The 21965-nt window shown below is 69.4% G+C and carries 23 protein-coding genes and 1 pseudogene; 14 read left to right on the top strand and 10 right to left on the bottom strand.

Features of this window, described 5'->3' with window-relative positions; genetic code table 11:
* Both F3T56_RS14510 and F3T56_RS14505 read right to left on the bottom strand, forming a co-directional pair.
* Positions 1–221: pseudogene (locus tag F3T56_RS14510) on the bottom strand (hypothetical protein); the annotation flags it as partial.
* Positions 222–350: 129 nt separating this feature from the next.
* Positions 351–734, bottom strand: coding sequence for an ATP-binding protein (locus F3T56_RS14505; protein WP_149825582.1), 384 nt, complete (start codon positions 732–734; stop codon positions 351–353).
* Positions 735–908: 174 nt separating this feature from the next.
* Between F3T56_RS14505 and F3T56_RS14500 the strand changes: the two genes are divergently transcribed.
* A complete protein-coding gene (locus F3T56_RS14500) occupies positions 909–1757 on the top strand; it encodes a helix-turn-helix domain-containing protein (RefSeq protein ID WP_149825606.1) in 849 nt (282 codons plus the stop codon).
* Positions 1717–1989: a DUF397 domain-containing protein gene (locus F3T56_RS14495; protein ID WP_149825581.1), complete on the top strand. Its 273-nt coding sequence runs from the start codon at positions 1717–1719 to the stop codon at positions 1987–1989. Before F3T56_RS14500 ends, F3T56_RS14495 begins: the two co-directional genes overlap by 41 nt.
* A gap of 14 nt (positions 1990–2003) precedes the next feature.
* Here F3T56_RS14495 and F3T56_RS14490 read toward each other — a convergent pair whose 3' ends face one another.
* Complete coding sequence (locus F3T56_RS14490; protein WP_149825580.1) at positions 2004–2360, bottom strand: hypothetical protein; 357 nt, start codon at positions 2358–2360, stop codon at positions 2004–2006.
* A 9-nt stretch (positions 2361–2369) separates the two neighbouring features.
* Positions 2370–3539, bottom strand: coding sequence for a steroid 3-ketoacyl-CoA thiolase (locus F3T56_RS14485; protein WP_149825579.1), 1170 nt, complete (start codon positions 3537–3539; stop codon positions 2370–2372).
* Between the two features lie 214 nt (positions 3540–3753).
* Here F3T56_RS14485 and F3T56_RS14480 point away from each other — a divergent pair, with 214 nt between their 5' ends.
* Both F3T56_RS14480 and F3T56_RS47760 read left to right on the top strand, forming a co-directional pair.
* Entirely contained in the window at positions 3754–4989 is a 1236-nt protein-coding gene (locus F3T56_RS14480) for a cytochrome P450 (protein WP_149825578.1), read from the top strand.
* Positions 4990–5123: 134 nt separating this feature from the next.
* Positions 5124–7388, top strand: coding sequence for an eCIS core domain-containing protein (locus tag F3T56_RS47760; RefSeq protein WP_425473571.1), 2265 nt, complete (start codon positions 5124–5126; stop codon positions 7386–7388).
* Positions 7389–7395: 7 nt separating this feature from the next.
* Here the strand turns inward: F3T56_RS47760 and F3T56_RS14470 are convergent, their stop codons facing one another.
* The gene (locus tag F3T56_RS14470) at positions 7396–9450 is read right to left on the bottom strand and encodes a bifunctional glycosyltransferase 87/phosphatase PAP2 family protein (RefSeq protein ID WP_149825577.1); all 2055 of its coding nucleotides are present in this window, start codon (positions 9448–9450) and stop codon (positions 7396–7398) included.
* A 291-nt stretch (positions 9451–9741) separates the two neighbouring features.
* Here F3T56_RS14470 and F3T56_RS14465 point away from each other — a divergent pair, with 291 nt between their 5' ends.
* The gene (locus F3T56_RS14465) at positions 9742–11004 is read left to right on the top strand and encodes a DUF2330 domain-containing protein (protein WP_149825576.1); all 1263 of its coding nucleotides are present in this window, start codon (positions 9742–9744) and stop codon (positions 11002–11004) included.
* 119 nt (positions 11005–11123) lie between these two features.
* Positions 11124–11795, top strand: a complete 672-nt coding sequence (locus tag F3T56_RS14460) for an O-methyltransferase (protein WP_149825575.1) — start codon at positions 11124–11126, stop codon at positions 11793–11795.
* A gap of 23 nt (positions 11796–11818) precedes the next feature.
* Here F3T56_RS14460 and F3T56_RS14455 read toward each other — a convergent pair whose 3' ends face one another.
* Complete coding sequence (locus F3T56_RS14455) at positions 11819–12214, bottom strand: hypothetical protein (RefSeq protein ID WP_149825574.1); 396 nt, start codon at positions 12212–12214, stop codon at positions 11819–11821.
* 116 nt (positions 12215–12330) lie between these two features.
* Here F3T56_RS14455 and F3T56_RS14450 point away from each other — a divergent pair, with 116 nt between their 5' ends.
* Entirely contained in the window at positions 12331–12732 is a 402-nt protein-coding gene (locus tag F3T56_RS14450) for a DnaJ family domain-containing protein (RefSeq protein ID WP_149825573.1), read from the top strand.
* A 116-nt stretch (positions 12733–12848) separates the two neighbouring features.
* A complete protein-coding gene (locus F3T56_RS14445) occupies positions 12849–13370 on the top strand; it encodes a GNAT family N-acetyltransferase (protein ID WP_149825572.1) in 522 nt (173 codons plus the stop codon).
* Here F3T56_RS14445 and F3T56_RS14440 read toward each other — a convergent pair.
* Positions 13351–15465 (bottom strand): MDR family MFS transporter, encoded by a 2115-nt coding sequence (locus F3T56_RS14440; protein ID WP_149825571.1) that lies wholly within the window; start codon positions 15463–15465, stop codon positions 13351–13353. The genes F3T56_RS14445 and F3T56_RS14440 overlap by 20 nt on opposite strands.
* Positions 15466–15674: 209 nt before the next feature.
* Between F3T56_RS14440 and F3T56_RS14435 the strand changes: the two genes are divergently transcribed.
* From F3T56_RS14435 to F3T56_RS14425, 4 genes are all read left to right on the top strand, one after another.
* On the top strand, positions 15675–16766 hold the full coding sequence (locus F3T56_RS14435) for a peptidoglycan-binding domain-containing protein (protein WP_149825570.1): 1092 nt from the start codon (positions 15675–15677) through the stop codon (positions 16764–16766).
* Positions 16767–16982: 216 nt separating this feature from the next.
* Complete coding sequence (locus tag F3T56_RS14430; protein ID WP_149825569.1) at positions 16983–17318, top strand: antibiotic biosynthesis monooxygenase family protein; 336 nt, start codon at positions 16983–16985, stop codon at positions 17316–17318.
* Between the two features lie 82 nt (positions 17319–17400).
* Positions 17401–17532 (top strand): hypothetical protein, encoded by a 132-nt coding sequence (locus F3T56_RS49270; protein WP_281291836.1) that lies wholly within the window; start codon positions 17401–17403, stop codon positions 17530–17532.
* Positions 17533–17556: 24 nt separating this feature from the next.
* Positions 17557–17766: a hypothetical protein gene (locus F3T56_RS14425; protein WP_149825568.1), complete on the top strand. Its 210-nt coding sequence runs from the start codon at positions 17557–17559 to the stop codon at positions 17764–17766.
* On the opposite strand, the gene F3T56_RS14420 is transcribed toward F3T56_RS14425, so the two are convergent.
* Complete coding sequence (locus tag F3T56_RS14420; protein WP_149825567.1) at positions 17763–18434, bottom strand: HAD family hydrolase; 672 nt, start codon at positions 18432–18434, stop codon at positions 17763–17765. The two genes, F3T56_RS14425 and F3T56_RS14420, sit on opposite strands and share 4 nt — an antisense overlap.
* Before the next feature lie 175 nt (positions 18435–18609).
* Positions 18610–19197, bottom strand: a complete 588-nt coding sequence (locus tag F3T56_RS14415) for a TMEM165/GDT1 family protein (RefSeq protein WP_149825566.1) — start codon at positions 19195–19197, stop codon at positions 18610–18612.
* A 425-nt stretch (positions 19198–19622) separates the two neighbouring features.
* Here F3T56_RS14415 and F3T56_RS14410 point away from each other — a divergent pair, with 425 nt between their 5' ends.
* Positions 19623–20267 carry an HNH endonuclease family protein gene (locus F3T56_RS14410; RefSeq protein WP_149825565.1) on the top strand — a complete coding sequence of 215 codons (645 nt, stop codon included), beginning with the start codon at positions 19623–19625 and terminating at the stop codon, positions 20265–20267.
* A gap of 184 nt (positions 20268–20451) precedes the next feature.
* On the opposite strand, the gene F3T56_RS14405 is transcribed toward F3T56_RS14410, so the two are convergent.
* Positions 20452–21750: an RNA-guided endonuclease InsQ/TnpB family protein gene (locus tag F3T56_RS14405; protein WP_149825564.1), complete on the bottom strand. Its 1299-nt coding sequence runs from the start codon at positions 21748–21750 to the stop codon at positions 20452–20454.
* Between the two features lie 59 nt (positions 21751–21809).
* On the opposite strand from F3T56_RS14405, the gene F3T56_RS46145 reads away from it, so the two are divergent.
* Complete coding sequence (locus F3T56_RS46145) at positions 21810–21959, top strand: hypothetical protein (protein WP_172638927.1); 150 nt, start codon at positions 21810–21812, stop codon at positions 21957–21959.
* Positions 21960–21965: the final 6 nt, after the last annotated feature.

Here is a 21965-nt window from a genome sequence, read left to right as displayed (position 1 = left end):
CCTGCTCTACAGGAGTCCGTTTCCTCTCCGGCGTAAACACCGGAGTATCCACGGAGGACCCAGATGAACTCCAGGAACTCCACGTCGTCCGACGTGGCGCGGGAAGGCGCGGCCGACTCGACCGCGACCCGGCCATCGGCTCCGGCGTCCGCCTTCCCGTCATCGGCCTGTTCGGTGCCGCAGGCGGTGAGAGCGAGCGCGCACAGCACCGCCGTTGCCACGCCGTCACGGACGCGGGAGCGCCGCCGAACGCGGCCAACACGGTTGTCTTCCCTGGACATTGGCCTCATGTACACAGTGTTGCCGCGAGCAGCGGGCCGGGCCTGAGTACGGATACTCAGCCCCCGCACTCACCCGGAAAACTCCCTCCCCGCGCCGACCCAGCACTCGAACCACACGGTCTTGCCACCCTCACTCCGCGGCTCCACCCCCCACTCGCCGACCGCCGCGTCGAGCAGGACGAGCCCGCGCCCGGTCTCCTTCTCGAAGTCGGGCACGCACGGCAGCGGAAGCTCCGGGCAGCCGTCCGTCACCTCCACCCGCACACCGCCTGTCTGCCGCCGGATCACCAACTCACAGTGCCGGTCCGGGACATGGCGTACGACGTTGGAGAGCAGCTCCGTCACCGCCAGCTTCGCGGGGTCCATCAGCTCGACCATGCGCCAGCGCAGCAGGTGAAGCGCGACGATCCGCCGGACATGCCGGGCCGAGTGCTCACCCACCGTGAAACTCATGCGGTAGTGGGTGGACGGCTCCGGGGGGCGGGCCGGGGAGCAGCGACGGGGGGATAAGCGGAGGAATCGGCTTGTTCACACCACGAGCCTGACGTGCGCCCACTACTCTCGGCCACAGAACGGATACAACCGGTCCCGCTGTGGACCGAGTTGCGCGAGAGGGGACCGTACGTGATCCACCACATCAACGCCCTCGACCCCGGCGCCTCGCCGCTCGACTACTACGGCTACGAGTTGCGGCGCCTACGTGAGGCCGCCGGGCTCACACAGAAACAGCTCGGCGCCATCATCAACTACACCGGCTCGCTGATTGGACAGGTCGAAACCGCGAGGAAGGTTCCGACGCCTGAGTTCAGCGAGCGGGTGGATGCGGCTCTGGGGACGGATGGGCTGTTCACTCGGCTGGTTGACCTGGTGCTTCGCAGTCAACTTCCGGCCTGGTTCAGGCAGGTGGCCGAGCTTGAGGCTCGGGCGATCGACATCTGTACATTCCACACGCACCTGATCCACGGACTCCTGCAAACCGAGACCTACGCGCATTCCGTTCTCGGCGCCCTGCACAAGTCCGACCTCGACGACCGCACCGCCGTGCGGCTGGGCCGTCAGCGCATCTTCGAGAAAGAGGAACCACCGGTCTTCTGGGCCGTCATCAGCGAGGCAGCGCTCTGTCAGGAGATCGGCGGCCCGGAGGTGATGCGGGGCCAACTGGCTCGCCTGTTGGCGTTCGAAGACAATCCCCGGATCAACGTCCAGATCCTGCCGTTTTCGGCCGGGGCACACTCGGGGATGCAAGGCTCGTTCGACTTCTTCCACTTCGCGAGTGACCCAGCCATCGTCTATACCGAGGGGTACGGCAGCGGGCATCCCACCGCGAACCCGGACACCGTCAAGGACTGTTCGCTCCGTTACGATCATCTACGGGCCGCCGCGCTTTCCCTCAAGGATTCGGCGGGGTTGATCCGGCGAGTAATGGAGAAACGCTATGGGGAACAACGCGATTCCGACGGGGCCTCAGTGGCGTAAGTCGAGCTACAGCGGAGACACGGACGGCTCCTGCGTCGAGTGCGCGCCGCTCGGTCCTCTGGCCTGGCGTAAGTCGTCGTACAGCGGCGACCAAGGCGGCTCCTGCGTAGAGATGGCCGAAACCCCCGCCACCACCATCGCCATCCGCGACTCCAAGACCCCCACCGGCCCCCACCTCACCCTTACCCCCGCCGCCTTCACCGCGTTCCTCAACTGGACGGCGGCAAACTAGCGGAGCACCACCGCTCACCCCACGCACCACGGCACCCGGCAGGTATGGGGTCCCATGCCTGCCGGGCACAACGTGTTGATCACCGTCTTGCGGATCGCCCGCCACGTGCGCAGGGAACACGCCAGCTGGACGCGCAGTTCGACCGACTCCCGTGTACCGCTGCTCTGGCCGGGGTTTTCCCAGGCCCACTGGTCCGCGAGATAGTCGTAGGCGTCCGCGGTCGTCAACCCGCTGTCGGGGAAGGCGCGTAGAACGGCGTCGCCGACGAGCCGGGCCCTGCGGGCGGCCACGGCCTCCGCGACGAGTCCCCTGACCCAGGCCAGCCCCTCCTCGTCCGCGTACAAACCGAAGCTCAGGTTGCGCGTCCTCATCCCGCCAGGCTACAGCCGCTGAATGATCGTCCCGGTGGCGAGTCCACCCCCCGCGCACATCGTCACCAGGGCGAACTCCTTGTCCAGGCACTCCAGTTCATGCAGAGCGGTGGTGATGAGCCGCGCCCCGGTCGCCCCCACGGGGTGCCCCAGGGCGATCGCACCACCATTCACGTTGACCTTCGCCAGGTCCTGCTCGAAGACCTGCGCCCAGCTCAACACCACCGACGCGAACGCCTCGTTGATTTCGACGAGGTCGATGTCCTTCAACGACATCCCGGCCTTCCCCAGCACCGCCTTCGTCGCATCGATCGGCCCATCCAAGTGGAAGTGCGGATCGGCGCCCACCAGCGCCTGGGCGACAACCCGTGCCCGAGGCCGAAGCTTCAACGCCCGGGCCATCCGTTTCGACGCCCACATGATCGCGGCCGAACCGTCGCTGATCTGGGACGAGTTGCCCGCCGTATGGACGGCCGTCGGCATGATCGGCTTCAGCCGGGCCAGCGCCTCCATCGACGTATCGCGCAGCCCTTCATCCCTGTCCACCAGCCGCCACATACCCTGCCCGGCCCGCTGCTCGTCCTCCGTCGTCGGAACCTGGACCGCGAACGTCTCCTTCTTGAAGCGCTCCTCGGCCCACGCCACGGCCGCCCGTTCCTGCGACAGCACACCCAGCGAATCAACGCTCTCTCGGGTCAGGCCCCGGTGCTTGGCAATCCGCTCGGCCGCCTCGAACTGGTTCGGGAGGTCGACGTTCCACTCGTCGGGGAACGGCTTCCCGGGCCCATGCTTGGAGCCCGACCCCAGCGGCACCCGGGACATCGCCTCGACGCCGCAGGAGATGCCCACGTCGATGACGCCCGCCGCGATCATGTTGGCCACCATGTGCGAGGCCTGCTGGGAGGAGCCGCACTGGCAGTCGACGGTCGTCGCGGCCGTCTCGTACGGCAGGCCCATGGTGAGCCAGGCGGTGCGCGCGGGGTTCATGGACTGTTCGCCGGCGTGGGTGACCGTACCGCCGACGATCTGCTCGACGCAGTCGGCGGGGATACCGGTGCGGCCCAGCAGCTCACGGTAGGTCTCGCCGAGGAGATAGGCGGGGTGCAGGTTGGCGAGCGCGCCGCCGCGCTTGCCGATGGGGGTCCGTACGGCTTCGACGATCACGGGTTCGGCGGGCATGGGTGCGGGTCCTTTCCTCCGGAACCACGGAACTGAACTGAACCAACCATGGAACTGGTACGCGTTCTAGTTCTGTACAGCAGTCTGCTGACGGCGGCTCCGTTGCCGCAAGGGGCGTGCGGCAATTGAGGCGCTCATGCCCCTTGCTACTTCTAGAACCCGTTACTACGGTCGGCGCAATTCCCCATTGCTGATGCTCCGTCAGGAGTTGCCGATGCCCTGTCCAGCGCTGCCCGACGGGTTCGACTTCACCGACCCCGACCTGCTGCACCACCGCGTGCCCCTCCCCGAGTTCGCCGAACTGCGCCGTACGGAACCGGTCCACTGGGTCCCGCAGGCGCCCGGCATCGCGGGCTTCGAGGACGAGGGCTACTGGGCCGTCACCCGGCACGCGGACGTCAAGTTCGTGTCCACGCATCCGGAGTTGTTCTCCTCGTACCTGAACACGGCGATCATCCGGTTCAACGAGCACATCGAGCGTGACGCCATCGACGCGCAGCGGCTGATCCTGCTGAACATGGATCCGCCGGAGCACACCCGGGTCCGCCAGATCGTGCAGCGCGTGTTCACGCCGCGGGCCATCCGCGCCCTGGAGGACAACCTGCGCAACCGCGCCCTGAACATCGCCGAGCAGGCCCTCGCCCAGTCGGGCCCGTTCGACTTCGTCACCCAGGTCGCCTGCGAACTGCCGCTGCAAGCCATAGCGGAGCTGATCGGCATCCCGCAGGAGGACCGCATCAAGATCTTCGAGTGGTCGAACCGGATGATCTCGTACGACGACCCGGAGTACGCCATCACCGAGGAGATCGGCCAGCAGTCGGCCATGGAACTCATCTCGTACGCCATGAACATGGCCGCCGACCGCAAGCAGTGCCCGGCGAAGGACATCGTCAGCACGCTGGTGGCCGCCGAGGACGAGGGCAACCTGGCCTCGGACGAGTTCGGCTTCTTCGTGCTGATGCTGGCGGTCGCGGGCAACGAGACCACGCGCAACGCCATCACGCACGGCATGCACGCCTTCCTCACCCACCCCGACCAGTGGGACCGCTACAAGCGCGAGCGCCCGGCGACGGCCGCCGAGGAGATCGTCCGCTGGGCCACCCCGGTCAACTCCTTCCAGCGCACCGCCACCCAGGACACCGAACTCGGCGGCAAACTGATCAAGAAGGGGGATCGTGTCGGCGTCTTCTACGCCTCCGCCAACCACGACCCCGAGGTCTTCGACGACCCCGACACCTTCGACATCACCCGCGACCCCAACCCCCACCTCGGCTTCGGCGGCGGAGGCCCGCACTTCTGCCTCGGCAAGTCCCTGGCCGTCCTGGAGATCGACCTGATCTTCAACGCGGTCGCCGACGCGATGCCGGAGCTCAAGCTCGCCGGCGAACCGAACCGGCTGCGCTCCGCCTGGATCAACGGGGTGAAGCACCTCCAGGTGACCACCGCCTGACGGCACCTCACCGCACCGCACCGCTGGACCACACATGCCCGTTCGGTCGCCCGACGTTGCCCTCGAGTCCCTGGTCACGCCACCGGTCTGTCCCGTATGCAGGAAGGATCGCGTCCCACACCGGAAGAGGCCCCGTGCGCGCTCAGGACAACGCCCGCAAGTCCGGCACCGACACCGGACGGACACCGGCCCGCCCTCGGGCCGGCGGCGGCAGCACGCCGCTCCAGCGGATCCTCGCCCTGCAGGGCAGCGCCGGGAACGCGGCCGTCGTACAACTGCTCCGCGAGGCGGGCCACCCCGGGGCGCGGGAGCGGCACGAGCACGGTGCCGGCTGCGGCCACGAGGTGGCGGAGGCCCAGGTGCAGCGGTCCGCCGTCCATGACGTCCTCCGCGGCGGCGGCCGGCCGCTCGACGACGCCACCCGTACCGACATGGAGGCACGCCTCGGCGCCGACTTCTCCGACGTCCGCGTTCACGACGACGGTGCGGCGAGGGCCTCGGCGGCGGCGGTGGGGGCTCGCGCCTACACCTCCGGAAGCCATGTCGTCATCGGCGACGGCGGAGCTGACCGGCACACCCTCGCCCACGAGTTGACCCATGTCATCCAACAGCGCCAGGGGCCTGTCGCCGGCACCGACAACGGGTCGGGGCTGCGGATCTCCGATCCTTCGGACCGGTTCGAGCGGGAGGCCGAGGCCAACGCCACGAGGGCGCTGCGCGATCCGGCGCCGGCGGCGGTGCAGCGGCAGTCGGCGGACCGGCACGCCGAGCACGCCGAGGCACCCGGCGGCTCCCGGCCGGCGGCTGTCCAGCGTACGGAGGCCGCCACGTCGGCGTTTCCTTTGGCGGTCTTCCAGCCGGGCTACGCCTCCGGAGACCAGTTCGCGATCGCCGCGATGCTCATGCAGGACGTGACGAGGCGCGTCTACATCACCTTCACGGAGAAGGAGGAGCAGGCAGCCCAGAAGATCGCGCAGTTCTACTACGAATCCGGAATCGACGACAGCCGGGTGCGCCTGGTCCCAGCCTCGGGGACGACCGTGAAGAAGGCGGCTGCGGCACAGTACATGGCGGATTTCCCCCAGGCGGGGCCGAAGGACGTCGACAAGAAGCTCATCGCTGTCGGTGGCGCGACACAGACCGTCGCCCAAGAGTTCAGCGACGACATGCGGAAGAAAGTCCGAGCCGGCTGGGGGCTGGAGGAGGACGGCGCGGCCGGGCACACGAAGGACACCAAGGTCAAGGATTGGCTGAAGGGCAAGGGGGTGGACGCCGAGGGAAAGACGGTCGCCATCCTCTGGTCCAGGTTCAGCGGCAAGAACAACGAGGTCCACATCGAGCACGATTCCAGCTACGTCGGCATGGCTCAGATCATCGCGGGCCTCAACAGCGTGGACCTGGTGCTGATCGTGGGTGACCCCGCGCCCAAGTCGCGGCCGACGGGAAAATACGGGTCGATCGCGGCCGGCTACAACAACGAGGAGCGGACGGGGGCCGGTCAGGATGTGAAGGTGCCGGACTTCAAGTCCAAGGTGGTCGACCTCACCGCCTTCTGGCAGGACTCGACCGTCAAGGAGTGGGGCGGGGACACACGCACCGGCCAGTTCCTGGTGTTCGACTACCTGAACCGCGCCGGAACCGCCCGCCATCTGGGCTTCCGCAGCGGGAACCTGGAGGCGATGGCCCTGCTGGGCTTCAACGTCAGGTACATGGAGGAGCCGAACAGCATCGGCGGCAGCCGCATGGAGGCGTGGCACGCGGCCGACGGCACCACCGAGACGAGCGCCCGCGGACAGGCACCGGGGTACGAACGCCTCCCGGTCGGAGAGCCGCCGACCCGCTCCGGCAGGTACCAGAAGTCACTCCCGGAGAAGGACCAGACGGGCGCGCAGAAGCATGCCGACTGGCACAACCCGGAGAAGCAGGAGAAGGAAGACTACGCACACCTCAAGAAGACGTCCGGGGACCCTCGTGGCGGCTCGCTGCGCAAGGGCTTCGCCGATGAGGACCTCGCGAACATCGACGCCTACCTGACCAGCGGGGACAGCGCCAAGGGACTCGCCCCTGAATTGATCGGCGAGGTCAAGGGAACGGCCAGGAAACTGGCCGCCGCGGCTGCCAAGCTGGCCGAGGCCACGAAGGCGCACGACAAGGCGGTCAAGGAGGTCAGGAACGCGGAAACGAGCGGCAAGGAAACCCGCATGACAGCGGCTGCGAACCGCGCGAAGACGGCGAGGACGGATCTGACCGCCGCCGAGGCGTCGTCGGCCGACGCGCGGGCGGCCGCGACGCGGCAGTTCCGGGACCTGTGCACCCAGTACGGCACGGGGGACGCCCTCCGCGCGCGGAACCTCTACGCGCCGGGCTTCGCCCACGACCTCTCCCCTGAAGGGGCTTAGCTTCAGGTCAGCGCCGTTCGACTGCTGCCGGTTGCTGGGTGCTGGTTGGTTGTGGTTGCTCGCGCCCCCGCGGCGGAGCCGCATCATGTCCCGCCCCGCGCCCCTTAAGGGGCGCGGTGGTCCTTGGCCCTGTCAGGATGTACGTCAGCGCGAAGCCGCCCCCTACCACCGCCGCGCCTCCCACCGCGTCCAGGATCCAGTGGTTGCCCGTCGCCACGATCGCCACGACCGTGAAGGTCGGGTGCATCAAGCCCAGTACCTTCATCCACACCTTGGGCGCGACCAGCGCGATCGTGAGCCCGCACCACAGGGACCAGCCGAAGTGGAGGGACGGCATCGCGGCGTACTGGTTGGTGAGTTCGGTCAGCTTGCCGTAGTCCGGCTTGGAGAAGTCCTGGACGCCGTGGATGGTGTCGATGATGCCGAGGTCGGGCATCAGGCGCGGCGGGGCCAGGGGGTAGAAGAAGAAGCCGAAGAGGGCGAGGACCGTGGTGAAGCCGATGGTGGTGCGGGCCCAGCGGTAGTCGGCGGGGCGGCGCCAGTAGAGGATGCCGAGGACGCTGAGCGGGACGACGAAGTGGAACGACGTGTAGTAGAAGTCGAAGAAGGCCCGCAGCCAGTCGACCTGGACGACCGCGTGGTTGAACCAGTGCTCGATGTCGATGAACAGGGCCTTCTCGGCGGCGAGGATCTGTGACGCGTGCTCCTCGGCGGCGGCCCGGCTGCCGGTGGCTTCCAGACGGGTGCGCTGGTAGGCGGCGTAGGTGACGCGGATCAGGAGGAGTTCGAGGAGCAGGTTGGGGCGGGTGGCGACCCGGCGCAGCAGCGGGGCCCAGCTGAAGCGGGTCTCGGCCTTCGGGGCGTACTCGGTGGGGATCGGCGTCCGGTAGTACTCCGAGGTGCGGGAGAGGAACGGGACGGCGAGGGCGGCGGCGAGGGCGGCCAGCAGGACGACGTTGTCGCGCAGCGGGTGCAGGACACCCATGTTCGGCACCATCATCTTCGCGGGCAGCGTCATCACCAGGACGACGGCGACCGGCCACACGTACCGGCCGGAGGCCTTGGTGCCGACCCGGCCGACGACCGCGAGCAGCACCCACAGCAGCTGGTGCTTCCAGGACGTCGGGGAGACGGCGACCACGACACAGCCGGTGATCGCGACGGCGAGCAGCAGCTGTCCGTCGCGGGCGTAGTGGATGGCCCGCCGTATGCCGAACACGGCGACCGCGGCCGCGAGGGCGAAGAAGAGCACGATCTCCAGGGGCCCGGTCAGCCCGAGTCGGAGCAGGGCGCCGTGCAGGGACTGGTTGGCGAGGTCGTCCGCCCGGCCGCCGAGGCCGACGCCCGCGAGGTGGTGCACCCAGTAGGTGTACGAGTCGTGCGGCATCGCGGCCCAGGTGAGCGCGGTGACGCCGGCGAACGTGACGCCGGTGGACGCGGCGGCCTGCTTGCGGCCGGTGAACCACAGCAGCGGCACGAAGAGCAGCACGGTCGGCTGGAGGGCGGCGGCGAGCCCTATGAGGACCCCGCTGGTGCGCTCGCCCCGGACCGCGAAACAGCCCGCGAGGACCAGCAGGACGGGGATGATGCTGGTCTGGCCGAGGTAGAGGGTGTTGCGCACCGGCAGCGACAGCATCAGCAGGGTGACCGCGACGGGGGCCGCGAGCAGGGTGCTGCGCCGGGTGACGGGCTGGGGCAGGGCGCGGGCGGCGACCAGGCCCAGGGCGACGACCAGCAGGAGAGTGCCGAAGGTCCAGCCCCAGCCGAGGGCCTGTTCAGCCATTCGGCTGAGAGGTTTGAGGACGAGGCCGCTGAAGGGCGTACCGGTGAACTTCGTCGAGTCGTACAGCGAGCCCGGGACGTGCAGCACGCCCTCGGGCCCGACCCAGGTCTCCAGATCCGTCAGCCGCTCACCCTTGGGCGTGTTCAGCACGACCGCGAGCTGCCGCAGGGCCAGGACTCCGGCGACCAGCCACAGCACCGCCCGTACCGCTCCCAGTCGTGCGGCCACCAGGCCCGTTCCCACGGCACCGCCCGGTCTGCTCTGCTCCGCGTTCGCCACGCCCCGTTGCCCTCCCACCCCGTCGATGTCCCGTCCAGAAGGCTCGCACTGTCCCCGCTGGTGAGACGCGGGCAACCCCCTCTTTACCTGAGAGTCGCCCCTGTTTTGTCCGGATGACAATAGTCCGCGGTACGTGGCCGGCCATCTGGGGGGCATGGCGGGAGTGCTCGCCGCGGATCACGGACGCGGATCACAGATGCACATCACTGGTACGGCTGTGACGGGGCACGGACAAACACCTGGGAGCATGGCCATCGGCACGCGTTTACACAGTAGGAGGAGCACCGGGGGATGGGGACCGACGGTCTTGTACGGGGGCGTGGGCGGCGGTTGTGGGTGGTCGTCCTGGCACTGCTGGGTTTCCAGCTGGCGTCGCTCGTGGCACCGGCGTACGCCTGTGGGTGTGGCGCGATGCTGCCGGACGCGCAGCGGAACGTGTATGTGAACCGCGAGACGTCGATCGTGCGCTGGGACGGCCGCGAGGAACAGATCGTGATGCGGCTGACGGTCGCCGGCGACACCCGGACGGCCGCCTGGGTCATGCCGGTGCCGAACCGGGCGACGGTCGAGCTCGGTGACGCGGCCCTCTTCGACCAGCTCGCCGAGGAGACCGCTCCCGAGTACCGGAAGCGGGAGTACTTCTGGCCGCGGTCGAGCGACTGGCCGTTCGACATCATGGAGAGCGACGGCGCGGGGGCCGCGCCGGGCGAGGGTTCGGTGGGTGTCGTGGGCCGCGAGCGGCTCGGTCCGTTCGATGTGGCCCGGCTGACCGCCACGGACTCCGGCGCCCTCGGCGACTGGCTCGACGAGAACGGCTTCGAGCTCTCCGACCGTCTGGACACGGCGCTCCAGCCGTACGTCGAGCAGGGGTGGGAGTACGTGGCGATCAAGCTGGCGCCGGAGGACACCGGCACGGACATCCCGCTCAGCGGCACCCTCGACCCACTGCACCTCACCTTCGCCAGCGACGAACTGGTGTACCCGATGCGCCTGTCGCAGCTGGCTGCCACACCGCAGGCCCTCAGCCTGTACGTCCTCGCCGAGCACCGTATGGAGCCCAGCTCGACGATCGGCGGGGAGGCCCCGGAGGTGAGGTTCGCCGGACGCATCGGCGTGCAGTACGGCACGCTCGGCGCGCTCACCGACGCGGGCACGGACTACCTCACCGCCGTCGACCAGAACTTCCCGCAGCCGTCGCGGATCTCCGGCGATCACACCCTGCGGCAGACGGAAACCGACGAACCCTACCGAGAGGTCATCTACGTGGACGAGATGTGGACCGTGGGCGGAATCCCCGGCTGGCTGTTCTCCTTCGGCATCGGCTTCGCCGTACTGGTGATCAAGGGGGTGGCCGTCGCGATCGTGCTCCGGCGGAACGCGCGGAAGCAGCCGCCGCCGGTGCCGGTGGGGTATGCGCAGGCTCCGCAGGGGGGATACCCGCCGCCGGGCGGGTACCCGCCGGATGGGTACCCGCCGGGTGCGTATCCGCAGGGTGCGTATCCGCAGGGCGGGCACCCTCAGGGGTCGGACGAGGCGTCCGGCCCGAAGGACTGAAACCAGCGGCGGCCCGTGCGGAATCGCTGGCACGGGCCCCGGGCTGCGCCTAGGATTCGTTAGGGCAGCTAGTTAGCTGACCTAACTAGCCACACGAAGAGCGCAGGAGGCATGGCTTCATGAGTGAGTCGCGGGCCTGGGACGACGTCGACGACTACTTCATCACCCACCTCTCCCCGAACGACGAACCCCTGGAGGCCGCGTTGCGCGACAGCGACGCCGCCGAGCTCCCGCAGGCCAACGTCACCGCCAACCAGGGCAAGTTCCTCCAGCTCCTGGCCCAGATCCAGGGTGCCCGCCGCATCCTGGAGATCGGCACCCTCGGCGGCTACAGCACCATCTGGCTGGCCCGCGCCCTGCCCGCCGACGGCCGGCTGATCTCCCTGGAGTACAGCGCCCGGCACGCCGAGGTCGCGGGCCGCAACATCGCGCGCGCCGGGCTGGACGCGCTCGTCGACGTACGGGTGGGCCCGGCCCTGGAGTCGCTGCCCAAGCTGACCGACGAGAACCCCGAGCCGTTCGACCTGGTCTTCATCGACGCCGACAAGGCGAACAATCCGCACTACGTCGAGTGGGCCGTGAGGCTCACCCGCGCCGGCGGCGTCATCATCGTCGACAACGTCGTACGGGGCGGCCGCGTCGCCGACGCCGACAGCACCGAGCCGGACGTCCAGGGCACTCGGGCCGCCATCGAACTCATCGCCGCGCACCCCAGGTTGACCGGCACGGCGATCCAGACGGTGGGCAGCAAGGGCTACGACGGCTTCGCACTGGCCCGGGTGCTGAACTGAGGTCCTGGCGGGGCTTCTGCTGCTCAGGGCTCGTGGTAGAAACCCACGTTGACGCTGCGCGGGGCCGTGCGGTCGAGGATGACGAGCTCGCCGGAGCCGCCCGCCGGGACCTTCGCCGTACCGCCGTACGGGAGGGGCTGGGGCGGGTGGCCGAGGAGGGCCAGCCGGACCTCGGAGGAGGGGTCGGCGTGGGTGCCGTGCAGCCAGGTCACCTGCCACGTGCCGTCGGGGCCGCACAGGAACTCCAGGTGAACGCGGGACACGAACAGCCAGTCGTCCGGCGTCGCGAGACGGCACACCGCCCGGTCCCGGCCCACCCTGAGCATGGCGCCCGGCTCGCTGGGCGCGTCGGCCATCTGCATTCCGGCCGTCGCCCCGGCGTCCGCCTCGGACACCGAGGCCATGGTGAGTTCGAGCACGTACCGCTCCTAACAGGTCAACACCAATTGTCGCTGCGCACGGCGTATTTGGCGCACGCCGCCGCATGATAATTCCCCAGCTCGTCCCGTTGTGTGGCCTCCGGCACAATGGAGGCATGACCGAGCGAAAGCCACCCGGTGTCAGCTTCGAGTCCTTCGTCGACAAACAGATCCGCGACGCGGAGGCGCGCGGCGACTTCTCGGCCCTCCCCGGTGCCGGACGCCCGCTCACCGGCGACGACACGACGTACGACGAACTCTGGTGGATCAAACAGAAGATGGCCCGCGAGGGCATGTCCGTCCTGCCACCGACACTGGCACTGCGCAAAGAGGCGGAGGACGCGCTCGCCGCCGCGTCCGCGGCCCCTTCCGAACGCGTCGTCCGCAAAATCATCACCGAGATCAACACGAAGATCCGGGAGATGATGTTCAAACCGCCGCCAGGCCCGCCACTGGGCCTGAAGCCGTACGACGTGGAGACGGTCGTACAGGAGTGGCGCGAACGTCACCCGTCCTAGGGGGTGTGGTGAAAGTCCCGCACAGCATCCGCGGCGGGCGCGGGCACCGCACGGGACTTTCACCACACCCCTAAACCGCTTGCGGGCGCCCGGCCCCGGCTCCCGACAATGGCCGCATGACCGCCACGACCCGTACGACCACCCTCTGGACCGTCGCCCCGGAGCCCTTCGACTCCCCCGTCGCCGCCGCGCTCTGGCGGGCGTACTACACCGAGGTCAGCGACCGCTGGTACCTGTTGCGCGAGGGACATGTCACGGACCCCGATGAGCTGGAGCGCGAGGTCGCGGCGGACACCGGGGCGTACCTCGCGCCGCCGGGCGGGGTGCTGCTGGTGGCGCGGTACGGGGGCGAGCCGGTCGGTACGGCGGGGATACGGCTGATGGACGACGACACCACGACCGCCGAGCTGAAGCGGGTCTTCCTGCGTAAGGAGGCCCGCGGCAAGGGCGGTGCCAGGCTGCTCGTCACGGCGGCCGAGGACGCGGCCCGGTCGCTGGGCGCCCGGCGGATCGTCCTGGACACCCGGAACGACCTGGTCGAGGCCCGCACGCTGTACACCCGGCTCGGCTACGAGGAGACCGAGCCGTACAACGACAACGACTACGCCGAACACTGGTTCACGAAGAACCTGGCGTAGCCGCACTCACGTGACCTACATGCGGCCGTTCCGCGTCCGAGCCGCACAGTTCGGTGTTGAGTTCCTCGACCAGGCGGACCAGGTCGGTCGGGCGGTCGGGGCCCCACCAGTCGCCGAGCAGCTCGGCGAGGGACTCCTCACGGGCCTTGGCGAGCCGGTCGGCGGTCTCGCGGCCGGTGTCGGTGAGGACGAGGTCGAGGCCCTCGCGGCGGGCGAGGCGGCGCTCCTCGACCTGCATGGACGCGGCCATGATCACGTCCAGCGGTACGGCGCTGCGCTCGGCGAGGACACCGGGCTCGGCCCAGCCGTACCGCCGGATCCGCAGCAGCAGCCAACTGGCGGCGGGCAGCAGGTCGTAGCCGGCCCGTGCGGTGATCGTCCGGTAGATCTCGCGCCGCCCCTCACGGGACCCGAGCACGGACAGCGCCCGGCACACCTCGTCGTACGACGACCGCTCGACGGGGTTGCTGGCGAACGTCTCCGTGCCGTCCGGCGCTGTCACCGACCCCCGCAGCCGGTCCTCGCGCAGGAACCAGGCGAGGACGAAGCCGAGGAGGGCGACCGGGGCCGCGTAGATGAAGACCTCGGTGATGGCGGAGGCATACGCGTCGAGGACGGGCGGCCGGAGCGCGGCGGGCAGTTCGGCGATCTCGCGCGGGTCCGCCTTGAGCCCGTCGACGCTGACGCCGGGCGGGAGCGGGGCGCCGTCGAGCGCGTCCGACAGCTTGCCGCCGAGGCGCCCGGCGAAGACCGTGCCGAAGACGGCCACGCCGAACGAGGCGCCGATGGAGCGGAAGAAGGTCGCGCCTGAGGTGGCGACGCCCAGATCCGCGTACGGGACGGCGTTCTGCACGATGAGGACGAGAACCTGCATGACGAGGCCGAGGCCCAGGCCGAAGACGAAGAAGTACGCGCTCATCTCGCCGTCGCCGCTGCCCGCGTCGAGCTGGTGCAGGAGCAGCAGCCCGAGCGTGGTGACGGCGGTCCCGGCGACGGGGAACACCTTCCAGCGCCCGGTGCGGCTGACGATCTGCCCGGAAACCGTCGAGGACAGCAACAGCCCGGACACCATCGGCATCATGTGCACCCCGGACATGGTCGGCGACACTCCGTGCACGACCTGGAGGAACGTCGGCAGGTAGGTCATGGCGCCGAACATCGCGAAGCCGATGACGAAGCTGATGATCGCGGAGAGGGTGAAGGTGCGGACCCGGAAGAGCTTGAGGGGCAGTACGGGTTCGGCGGCGCGTCGCTCGGCCGCGACGAAGGCGGCGGCGAGCAGCACGGCCAGGACGGCGAGGCCGATGATCTGCGGCGAGTCCCAGGCCCAGGTGGTGCCGCCGAGGGAGGCGACCAGGACCAGACAGGTGGCCACGGAGGCGATGAGGAAGGTGCCGAGGTAGTCGATGACGTGCCGTTCGGCCCGGCGCGGGATGCGCAGCACGGCGGCGATGACGAGCAACGCCACCGCTCCGACCGGCAGGTTGACGTAGAAGACCCAGCGCCAGCTCAGATGCTCGGTGAACAGCCCGCCGAGCAGCGGCCCGAACACGCTGGCCGCGCCGAAGACCGCGCCGAACAGGCCCTGGTAGCGCCCGCGTTCACGGGGCGGGACCAGATCGCCGACGATCGCCATCGACAGCACCATCAACCCGCCGCCGCCGAGGCCCTGAACCGCCCGGAAGCCGATCAACTGGGGCATGTTCTGCGCCATTCCGCAGAGCGCCGACCCGATGAGAAAAATCACGATCGCGATCTGGAACAGCCTCTTCCGGCCGTACTGGTCGCCGAGTTTGCCCCACAGCGGCGTCGCCGCCGTCGCGGCCAGCAGGTACGCGGTCACGACCCATGACAGGTGTTCGAGTCCGCCCAGGTCACTCACGATCGTCGGCAGCGCGGTCGACATGATGGTCTGGTCGAGCACGGCCAGCAGCATGCCCAGGAGAAGGGCCCCGATGGAGACCATCACGCCACCGGGCACGTGCTGCTCGGTGGCGGGGGCGGCGTGTGGGCGGAGGGTGGCACGGCCGGTGCCGGTGCGGGTTTCGTTGCCGGTGTCGCCGCTGTCGTCGCCAGTGCTGGTGTCGTCGGTCATCAAGACCTCCCGAGGGCCGGACGATCGCGTACAGCGTCCCCAGTGTCCTCTTCCTCAGCTTTCCATTCCATCGTGGCCGGTGTGACCGGTTATGGCCTGTCGAAGACCTGTCGAACCAAACCGGAACCTGCAATTCCTGGGGCGCCTGGGAGATTGTGTGGCGACCGTCTGCATAAACTCGGGAGCCTTCACGGGGAAGGACCGACCACATGAGCGAACCGAACAGTCACATATGCCCGGAATGCGGCACACCCCGCGCCTCGGACGGGACCCCGTCCTGCGGCTGCGCCCGCCGCGTCTCCGACGCCCACCTCGAAGCCCGTACGGCGGAGGCGGCGGCCGCGGAGGACTTCGACCCGCTCCGGATCCGGCCCTATGTCGAACTGGGCGAGGAGAAACCGGGCGACGAGCCGGCGGCCGACGAGAAACGTGAAGCATTAACGATTCAGCTGGGCCGCGTGGAGCCGGACGCGAGCGGAACGGGGCGCCCTGACCACGCCGCCCAGACGCTCGCCATGCCGATGGCTACGCCCATGACCGAGACGAAGCCGGACGCGGCCGACGTACGCCTCTTCCAGGGCCAAGTGCAGGGGCACGGACAGCGCCCCCGTCCGACCAGCTCTTCCCACTCCCCACCGGCGCGGCCTCCGCGGGGCCGGCGACGACGCCGTACGGCCATCGTCGTCGCCCTGGCAGGCACCGCCGCCGCGGGCGTGATGGCCGCCGCCGGACTGGCGAGCGGGCTCTTCTCCTACGACGCCCCCGAGCGGGACAGCGCACTCCCGGACGACGTACGGGCGAGCGCGCCGGACACCTCGCCCGACGGGGACTCGACCCCGGTGGAACCCTCCGGGGAGCCCGGGGGTGAGGCGCGGGCACCGGCGACGCCGTCGAACAGCGCTCCGCCGCCGAGCCCCACCAAGAGCCCGTCCCCGTCACCCTCACAGACGTCCGCCTCACCGTCGCCGTCCACGTCCCCCTCCCCGACGCAGAGCGCGCCCAGCGACAACTCCTCGGGCCGCGCGTCGGCCTCCGGCGTGGAGGAGGGCGCGGGCGACCAGGCCCTGGCCCCCAAGACGCTCCGCCTGGGCGACGACGACCCCGAGGTCACCGAACTCCAGCTCCGCCTGCGCCAGTTGGGCATCTACAACCGCGACATCGACGAGAGCTTCGACACCCAGGTCGAAGAAGCAGTCCGCACGTACCAGCAAACCCGAGGCATCACAAAGGACCAGGACGAGCCGGGCGTCTACGGCCCGGCGACCAGAGCACGACTGGAGTCGGAAACGAAGGAGCCATAACCGGAGGGGGCCGGCCCCCGTCACCACGACGGCGGGACGGCCGCCAGACGGCGGAAGGGGCTGTGCCGGTACGTCACGCCCGTCACGCAGAGCGGCCCAGAGAACCCCAGCCCCTCAACCCCCGAGCAGTAGGGCACCAAGCGACGGTCAGACGCACCGGCACGGCCCCGCCCCCCAACGCACCCCACGCGATGCGCCGTGATGCAGGATGAGTCCATGAGCATCGTCAAGATCAACGTCCTCACGGTCCCCGCCGAACAGCGCGAGGTGCTGGAGAAGCGGTTCGCTTCCCGCGCCGGAGTGGTCGAGAGCTCGGACGGCTTCGAGTGGTTCGAACTCCTCCGCCCCGTCGACGGCACCGACAACTACCTCGTCTACACCCGCTGGCGCGACGAGGCCGCCTTCCAGGCATGGATGGAGGGCCCGATGAAGCAGGCCCACCAGGGCCAGGTCGGCGAGGGCGGCGCCGAGCGCCCCAAGCCGGCCGCCTCCGGCTCGACCGTCTGGACCTTCGACGTCATCCAGCAGACGGGCCCGAAGACCGAGGGCTGAGCCACCGACAGAACAAACGGCAACTCGGCCGACGCCACGGGGTGTGGGCCGAGGCCACCGTCCTCAACGCCGCCCTCGGCACATGGCCATGACGCCCGCGCGGACGACCGTCATCATGGACGCCATGGACACCTCCAGCGCCGAGTGGATCACCATCGCGGCCTACCAGAACCTGCCGGGCCGCCCGCACCCGATGGCAGCCACCCGCGCTTGACTGCGCGACCGCGGCATCGACTGGATGCCCTTCGCCCCGGATGAGATCCAGTGGAATCCGGCCTGCGGCATCGGCCCCGACGGCCACTGGTGGGGCTGGTTCGACATACGCGTCCACCCCGACGCGCTATGGCGACTCGGGCTCCATCCCGACCAGCCCACGTCCAAGGTCAACGGCCCATCTCCACCCGGCTGGTGGCACGCCGCCGCAGAACGCAACGCTCGGCGACGCTAACCGACCAGCACCCGAATCCCCGGCAGCCCACCCTCAACAACCTCGACCCGCACCGACGTAAGGTCGCGCACCACCACGTCCGGCCCGTGCACCCGCGCCCGCTCCCCGATGCCCACAACCCGCATCCCCGCGGCGCGCCCCGCCTCGATCCCGGCGCCGGAGTCCTCGAAGACGACGCACTCCTCGGGGGCGATGCCCAGTTCGGCGGCGCCCTTGAGGAAGCCCTCGGGGTCCGGCTTGCTCGCGCCGACCGACTCGGCGGTGACGCGTACCTCGGGCAACGGCAGCCCGGCGGCGGCCATCCGGGCCGTGGACAGGGGGACGTTCGCGGAGGTCACCAGGGCGTGTGGCACACCGGCCGCGACGAGGGAGGCGAGGAACTCCGGGGCGCCGGGGATCGGGACGACGCCCTCCACGTCGGCCGTCTCCTCGGCCAGCATCCGGGCGTTGTCCGCGTGGTTCCGCTCCATGGGCCGGTCCGGCAGGAGCACCGCCATCGTGGCGTATCCCTGGCGTCCGTGGACGACCTGCATGATGTCGTCGCCGTCGAGCCCGTGCCGCTCGGCCCAGCGCCGCCAGACCCGTTCGACCGCGGCGTCCGAGTTGACGAGGGTGCCGTCCATGTCCAGCAGGAGGGCGCGGGCGGTCAGAACGGTGGTGGCCGTCATCGGCGGGCTCCAAGGTACGAACGGGCGGCGGACGTGCGGGAAGCGGGGCTGGGGCCGAAGATCGAGCCGCCCCCGGAGGGACAAGGCGGCCCCGCCCGCCGGTCAGGGAGTGCGGGCGGGAGCCACTTTGTTTCTCTACGGTACAAAACAAATCCGGCCCCCGCCACCCCCTCCCTCATCCCGTCACGGCCTCCCACAGACTCCACACACCGAGCCCCAGCATCAGCACCGCGGCGATCCGCGTGATGAGCCCCAGCGGCACCCTCTTCATCAGCGCCTTGCCCCCGACGATGCCGAGCCCGGCCACGGACCACAGCGCGAGGACCGCCCCGAGCCCCACGGACAGCGGATCGTCGTACCGCGCCGCGAGGTTGGCCGTCATGATCTGGGTCAGATCCCCGAACTCGGCGACGAGGATGAGCATGAAGCCCACCCCCGAGACCTTCCAGAAGCTCTGGTCCTCGGGCCGCCGGATCTCCGCGCCGCCATCGTCCCCGCCCCTCTTCATCAGCAGCATCGCCGCGCCACCCAGGAACAGCACCCCCGTCACCACATGCACGATCTGCTGCGGAAGCAAGGTGAGGACACTGCCCGCCGCCACCGCCAGCGCCACATGCACGGCGAACGCGGCCGCGACACCGGCGAAGACGTACGAGGCGCGGTAACGCGTACCGAGGACGAGGCCGGCGAGGGCCGTCTTGTCGGGGAGTTCGGCAAGGAAGACGACGCCGAAGACGAGCGCCGTGACACTGAAGCTGATCAAGGTTCCTCAATCGGTCGGGGCCGCCCCACCGAGAGAAATCATCCGCTGACGCGACGCGACACCTCGGCACGGCAGCACACACGTCACCCGTGCCGTAGGGCACGGATGTGCACTGCTTGCCGAAGGTCTCGCTGGCCGACCCCGGTCACGGGGCCCGCCTCCGGGCGCCGGCTCAGACGAGCTGAGCAGTATGTCGACGGTCCGGCGAAGAGCTACTCCCCTTCTGCGCGGCCCATCGTACGCGACCTGTCACGCCAGAACCCACGCCAGAACCCTTGTCGTGTCATGTTCGCGTCATTAACTTCTCACCGAACACACACGCGCCCGTAACACGGCGCGGCCACTCTTCAATCGCTCGCCCACGCACCGCACGAACCGCAACGCCGCACCCCGCTCCAACATCCCCACCCCCCAAGGGAGTTCGCATGTCGAAGTTCTACGCGCGTCGACGGCTCAGCATACTCGCAGCCCTCACCGGGCTCATAGCCTCGGTCGGCCTTTTCAACGGCTCGACGGCCTCCGCCGCACTCCCGACCCCCGTGAGCGCCGCCACCGCCCGCAGCTACCTCTCCACCCTCACCGTGGCGACCGAGGACCGCACCGGCTACAGCCGGGACCTGTTCAACCACTGGATCACCATCAGCGGCTCCTGCAACACCCGCGAGACAGTCCTCAAGCGCGACGGCTCGAACGTCGTCACCAGCTCCACCTGCGCCGCCACAAGCGGCAGCTGGTACTCCCCGTACGACGGCGCCACCTGGACCGCCGCCTCCGACCTGGACATCGACCACCTCGTGCCGCTGGCCGAGGCCTGGGACTCCGGCGCGGACAGCTGGAGCAGCTCCACCCGTCAGGCCTTCGCCAACGACCTGACCCGCCCGCAGCTCATCGCCGTCACGGACAACGTGAACCAGTCGAAGAGCGACCAGGACCCGGCCGAGTGGATGCCGTCGCGCACGGCCTACCGCTGCACGTACGTCCGCGCCTGGGTCCAGGTGAAGTACTACTACGACCTCTCGGTCGACTCCGCCGAGAAGAGCGCGCTCACCAGCTACCTGGCCAACTGCTGAACCGTTCGTAGCGGATCGGCCGCGAAGTAGCCCGGAACCTCCCCCCTGACCTCCGTCGTTCCGTACCGTACGGGGCGACGGAGGAGGGTGAGCCGAGGTGAGCCCGACCGGAAGAGGGCGGGTGATCGCTGATGGCTGGACTGCTTCTGGGGCCGCTGCTGAGATATTTGACATCCGCCCCCTCTTAAAAGAGGGGGATTCCAACCCAGGTGGGTTGAGGTTCACGGGCGCTCGAACGGCCGGTGGCCGCTGTCACCCCTCCGGCACCGGCTGAGCGCCGGGGGCGGGGAAAACCGCCCTGTCCTGCCGCGACGTTGTTCGCTGCGTTCTCATCGGCGTTGCAGGTGAACCCGCAGGACACGCAGACGAAGTCGGCTTGGCTCTTGCGCGACTTCTTCTCGATCCATCCGCAGGCGGAGCACCGCCAAGACGTAAAGGGCGCGGGGACGTCCTCGCCCCGGCCCGGAGCCTTGTCCTCGGTACGCTGCCGCAGCAGCCCCCAGCCCTGGGCGAGGATCACCCGGTTCAGTGCGGCCTTCTGCCTGACCCTCTTGCCGGGCTGCTCGACCGTCCCCTTCGCCGAGCGGGTCATGTTCTTGATGTTCAGCTTCTCGAACCGCACCAGACCATAGGCGCGGGCGAGCATGGTGCTGGTCTTCTCGCACCAGTCCTTACGCCGGTCAGCTTCGCGCGCCTTGAGTCTGGCGACCTTGGCGTACTCGGCGGTCTTGGCCTCACTGCCCTTGGGGGCGCGAGCAGCCCGGCGCTGGTGCTTGCGGATCTGGGCACGTTCCCTGACGGTGAGCTGCGGGCAGTTCAGCTTCCGCCCGTCGGAGAGGGCTGCGGTGATCTTCACACCCCGGTCGATGCCGATGACCTCACCCGTGCCGGGCACGTCGACCGGCTCGGGGAGGACGGCGAACGCAATGTGCCACTGACCGTTACGGAAGGTGACACGGAACGTCTTCGCGGCGGGCAGGCAGGCGCCTTTGCCCTTGCGGGACAGGCGGAAGCGCACCCACCCGCAGCCGGGCACCTTCACCTGCGCCCACCGCCGGTTCAGCTTCCGCACCACGACCAAGCGGCCCATGACCTGCTTACCCCTGGCGTTCAGCTTCGGCGACCCATCCGCCTCGAACTCCGCGACCCGGTCGGTGCCGATGACGCGGAAGCCCTCGTGCACGTACTTCCTGCGCCACGTCGGCTCACCGAAGCCGGAGGTGAACCTGGCGTTCTTGGCCCTGGTGAAGTCCTTCAGGGCCTGCTGCTGCACATCGGCGTTACCAGCGCGCAGCCATTCGTTCTCCCGCCGGGCCTCGGTGAGCTGGCGGCACTGCTCAGCGAAACCGGGCGCGGCCCCACGACCCTGGGACCAGTGCGAGTGCTGCTCGACGGCGAGGTTCCAGACGTACCGGGCGTGCGCGCAGTGGTCGAGCATGATGCTCACCTGCTCGCTCGTCGGGTACATCCGGAAGCGTGACATGCCGTGAACCTAGCCCACACGTTCCCCGACCGGGCAGGCCATCGATCAACATCACCTGTGTGAGTGACCGCTCCCCCTGGTTCGGCAACCAGCTCATGACCCTCACGCTGCACGGCCGGTCGGCACGGCTGCGGCTCGACCAGGCGCGGGCCCGGCGGGACGGGAAGGCCCGGTTGGAGACGGTGGCCGAGTCGGTACTCGTACCTTGAAACCCT

It is taken from the genome of Streptomyces tailanensis, assembly GCF_008386495.1.
Lineage (GTDB): Bacteria > Actinomycetota > Actinomycetes > Streptomycetales > Streptomycetaceae > Streptomyces > Streptomyces tailanensis.
Note: the sequence above shows the minus strand (reverse complement) of the source record. Positions and strands in the feature narration are given on the sequence as shown.

What these genes read in the sequence shown, in the direction of transcription:
- F3T56_RS14445 (WP_149825572.1), top strand. Translation starts at nt 12,849, where the DNA reads ATGACCGCCACGACCCGTACGACCACCCTCTGGACCGTCGCCCCGGAG.
- F3T56_RS14490 (WP_149825580.1), bottom strand. Translation starts at nt 2,360, where the DNA reads ATGAGGACGCGCAACCTGAGCTTCGGTTTGTACGCGGACGAGGAGGGG.
- F3T56_RS14450 (WP_149825573.1), top strand. Translation starts at nt 12,331, where the DNA reads ATGACCGAGCGAAAGCCACCCGGTGTCAGCTTCGAGTCCTTCGTCGAC.
- F3T56_RS14410 (WP_149825565.1), top strand. Translation starts at nt 19,623, where the DNA reads ATGTCGAAGTTCTACGCGCGTCGACGGCTCAGCATACTCGCAGCCCTC.
- F3T56_RS49270 (WP_281291836.1), top strand. Translation starts at nt 17,401, where the DNA reads ATGGCCATGACGCCCGCGCGGACGACCGTCATCATGGACGCCATGGAC.
- F3T56_RS14430 (WP_149825569.1), top strand. Translation starts at nt 16,983, where the DNA reads ATGAGCATCGTCAAGATCAACGTCCTCACGGTCCCCGCCGAACAGCGC.
- F3T56_RS14505 (WP_149825582.1), bottom strand. Translation starts at nt 734, where the DNA reads ATGAGTTTCACGGTGGGTGAGCACTCGGCCCGGCATGTCCGGCGGATC.
- F3T56_RS14405 (WP_149825564.1), bottom strand. Translation starts at nt 21,750, where the DNA reads ATGTCACGCTTCCGGATGTACCCGACGAGCGAGCAGGTGAGCATCATG.
- F3T56_RS14485 (WP_149825579.1), bottom strand. Translation starts at nt 3,539, where the DNA reads ATGCCCGCCGAACCCGTGATCGTCGAAGCCGTACGGACCCCCATCGGC.
- F3T56_RS14420 (WP_149825567.1), bottom strand. Translation starts at nt 18,434, where the DNA reads ATGACGGCCACCACCGTTCTGACCGCCCGCGCCCTCCTGCTGGACATG.
- F3T56_RS14480 (WP_149825578.1), top strand. Translation starts at nt 3,754, where the DNA reads ATGCCCTGTCCAGCGCTGCCCGACGGGTTCGACTTCACCGACCCCGAC.
- F3T56_RS14465 (WP_149825576.1), top strand. Translation starts at nt 9,742, where the DNA reads ATGGGGACCGACGGTCTTGTACGGGGGCGTGGGCGGCGGTTGTGGGTG.
- F3T56_RS14495 (WP_149825581.1), top strand. Translation starts at nt 1,717, where the DNA reads ATGGGGAACAACGCGATTCCGACGGGGCCTCAGTGGCGTAAGTCGAGC.
- F3T56_RS14425 (WP_149825568.1), top strand. Translation starts at nt 17,557, where the DNA reads ATGCCCTTCGCCCCGGATGAGATCCAGTGGAATCCGGCCTGCGGCATC.
- F3T56_RS14440 (WP_149825571.1), bottom strand. Translation starts at nt 15,465, where the DNA reads ATGACCGACGACACCAGCACTGGCGACGACAGCGGCGACACCGGCAAC.
- F3T56_RS14460 (WP_149825575.1), top strand. Translation starts at nt 11,124, where the DNA reads ATGAGTGAGTCGCGGGCCTGGGACGACGTCGACGACTACTTCATCACC.
- F3T56_RS14435 (WP_149825570.1), top strand. Translation starts at nt 15,675, where the DNA reads ATGAGCGAACCGAACAGTCACATATGCCCGGAATGCGGCACACCCCGC.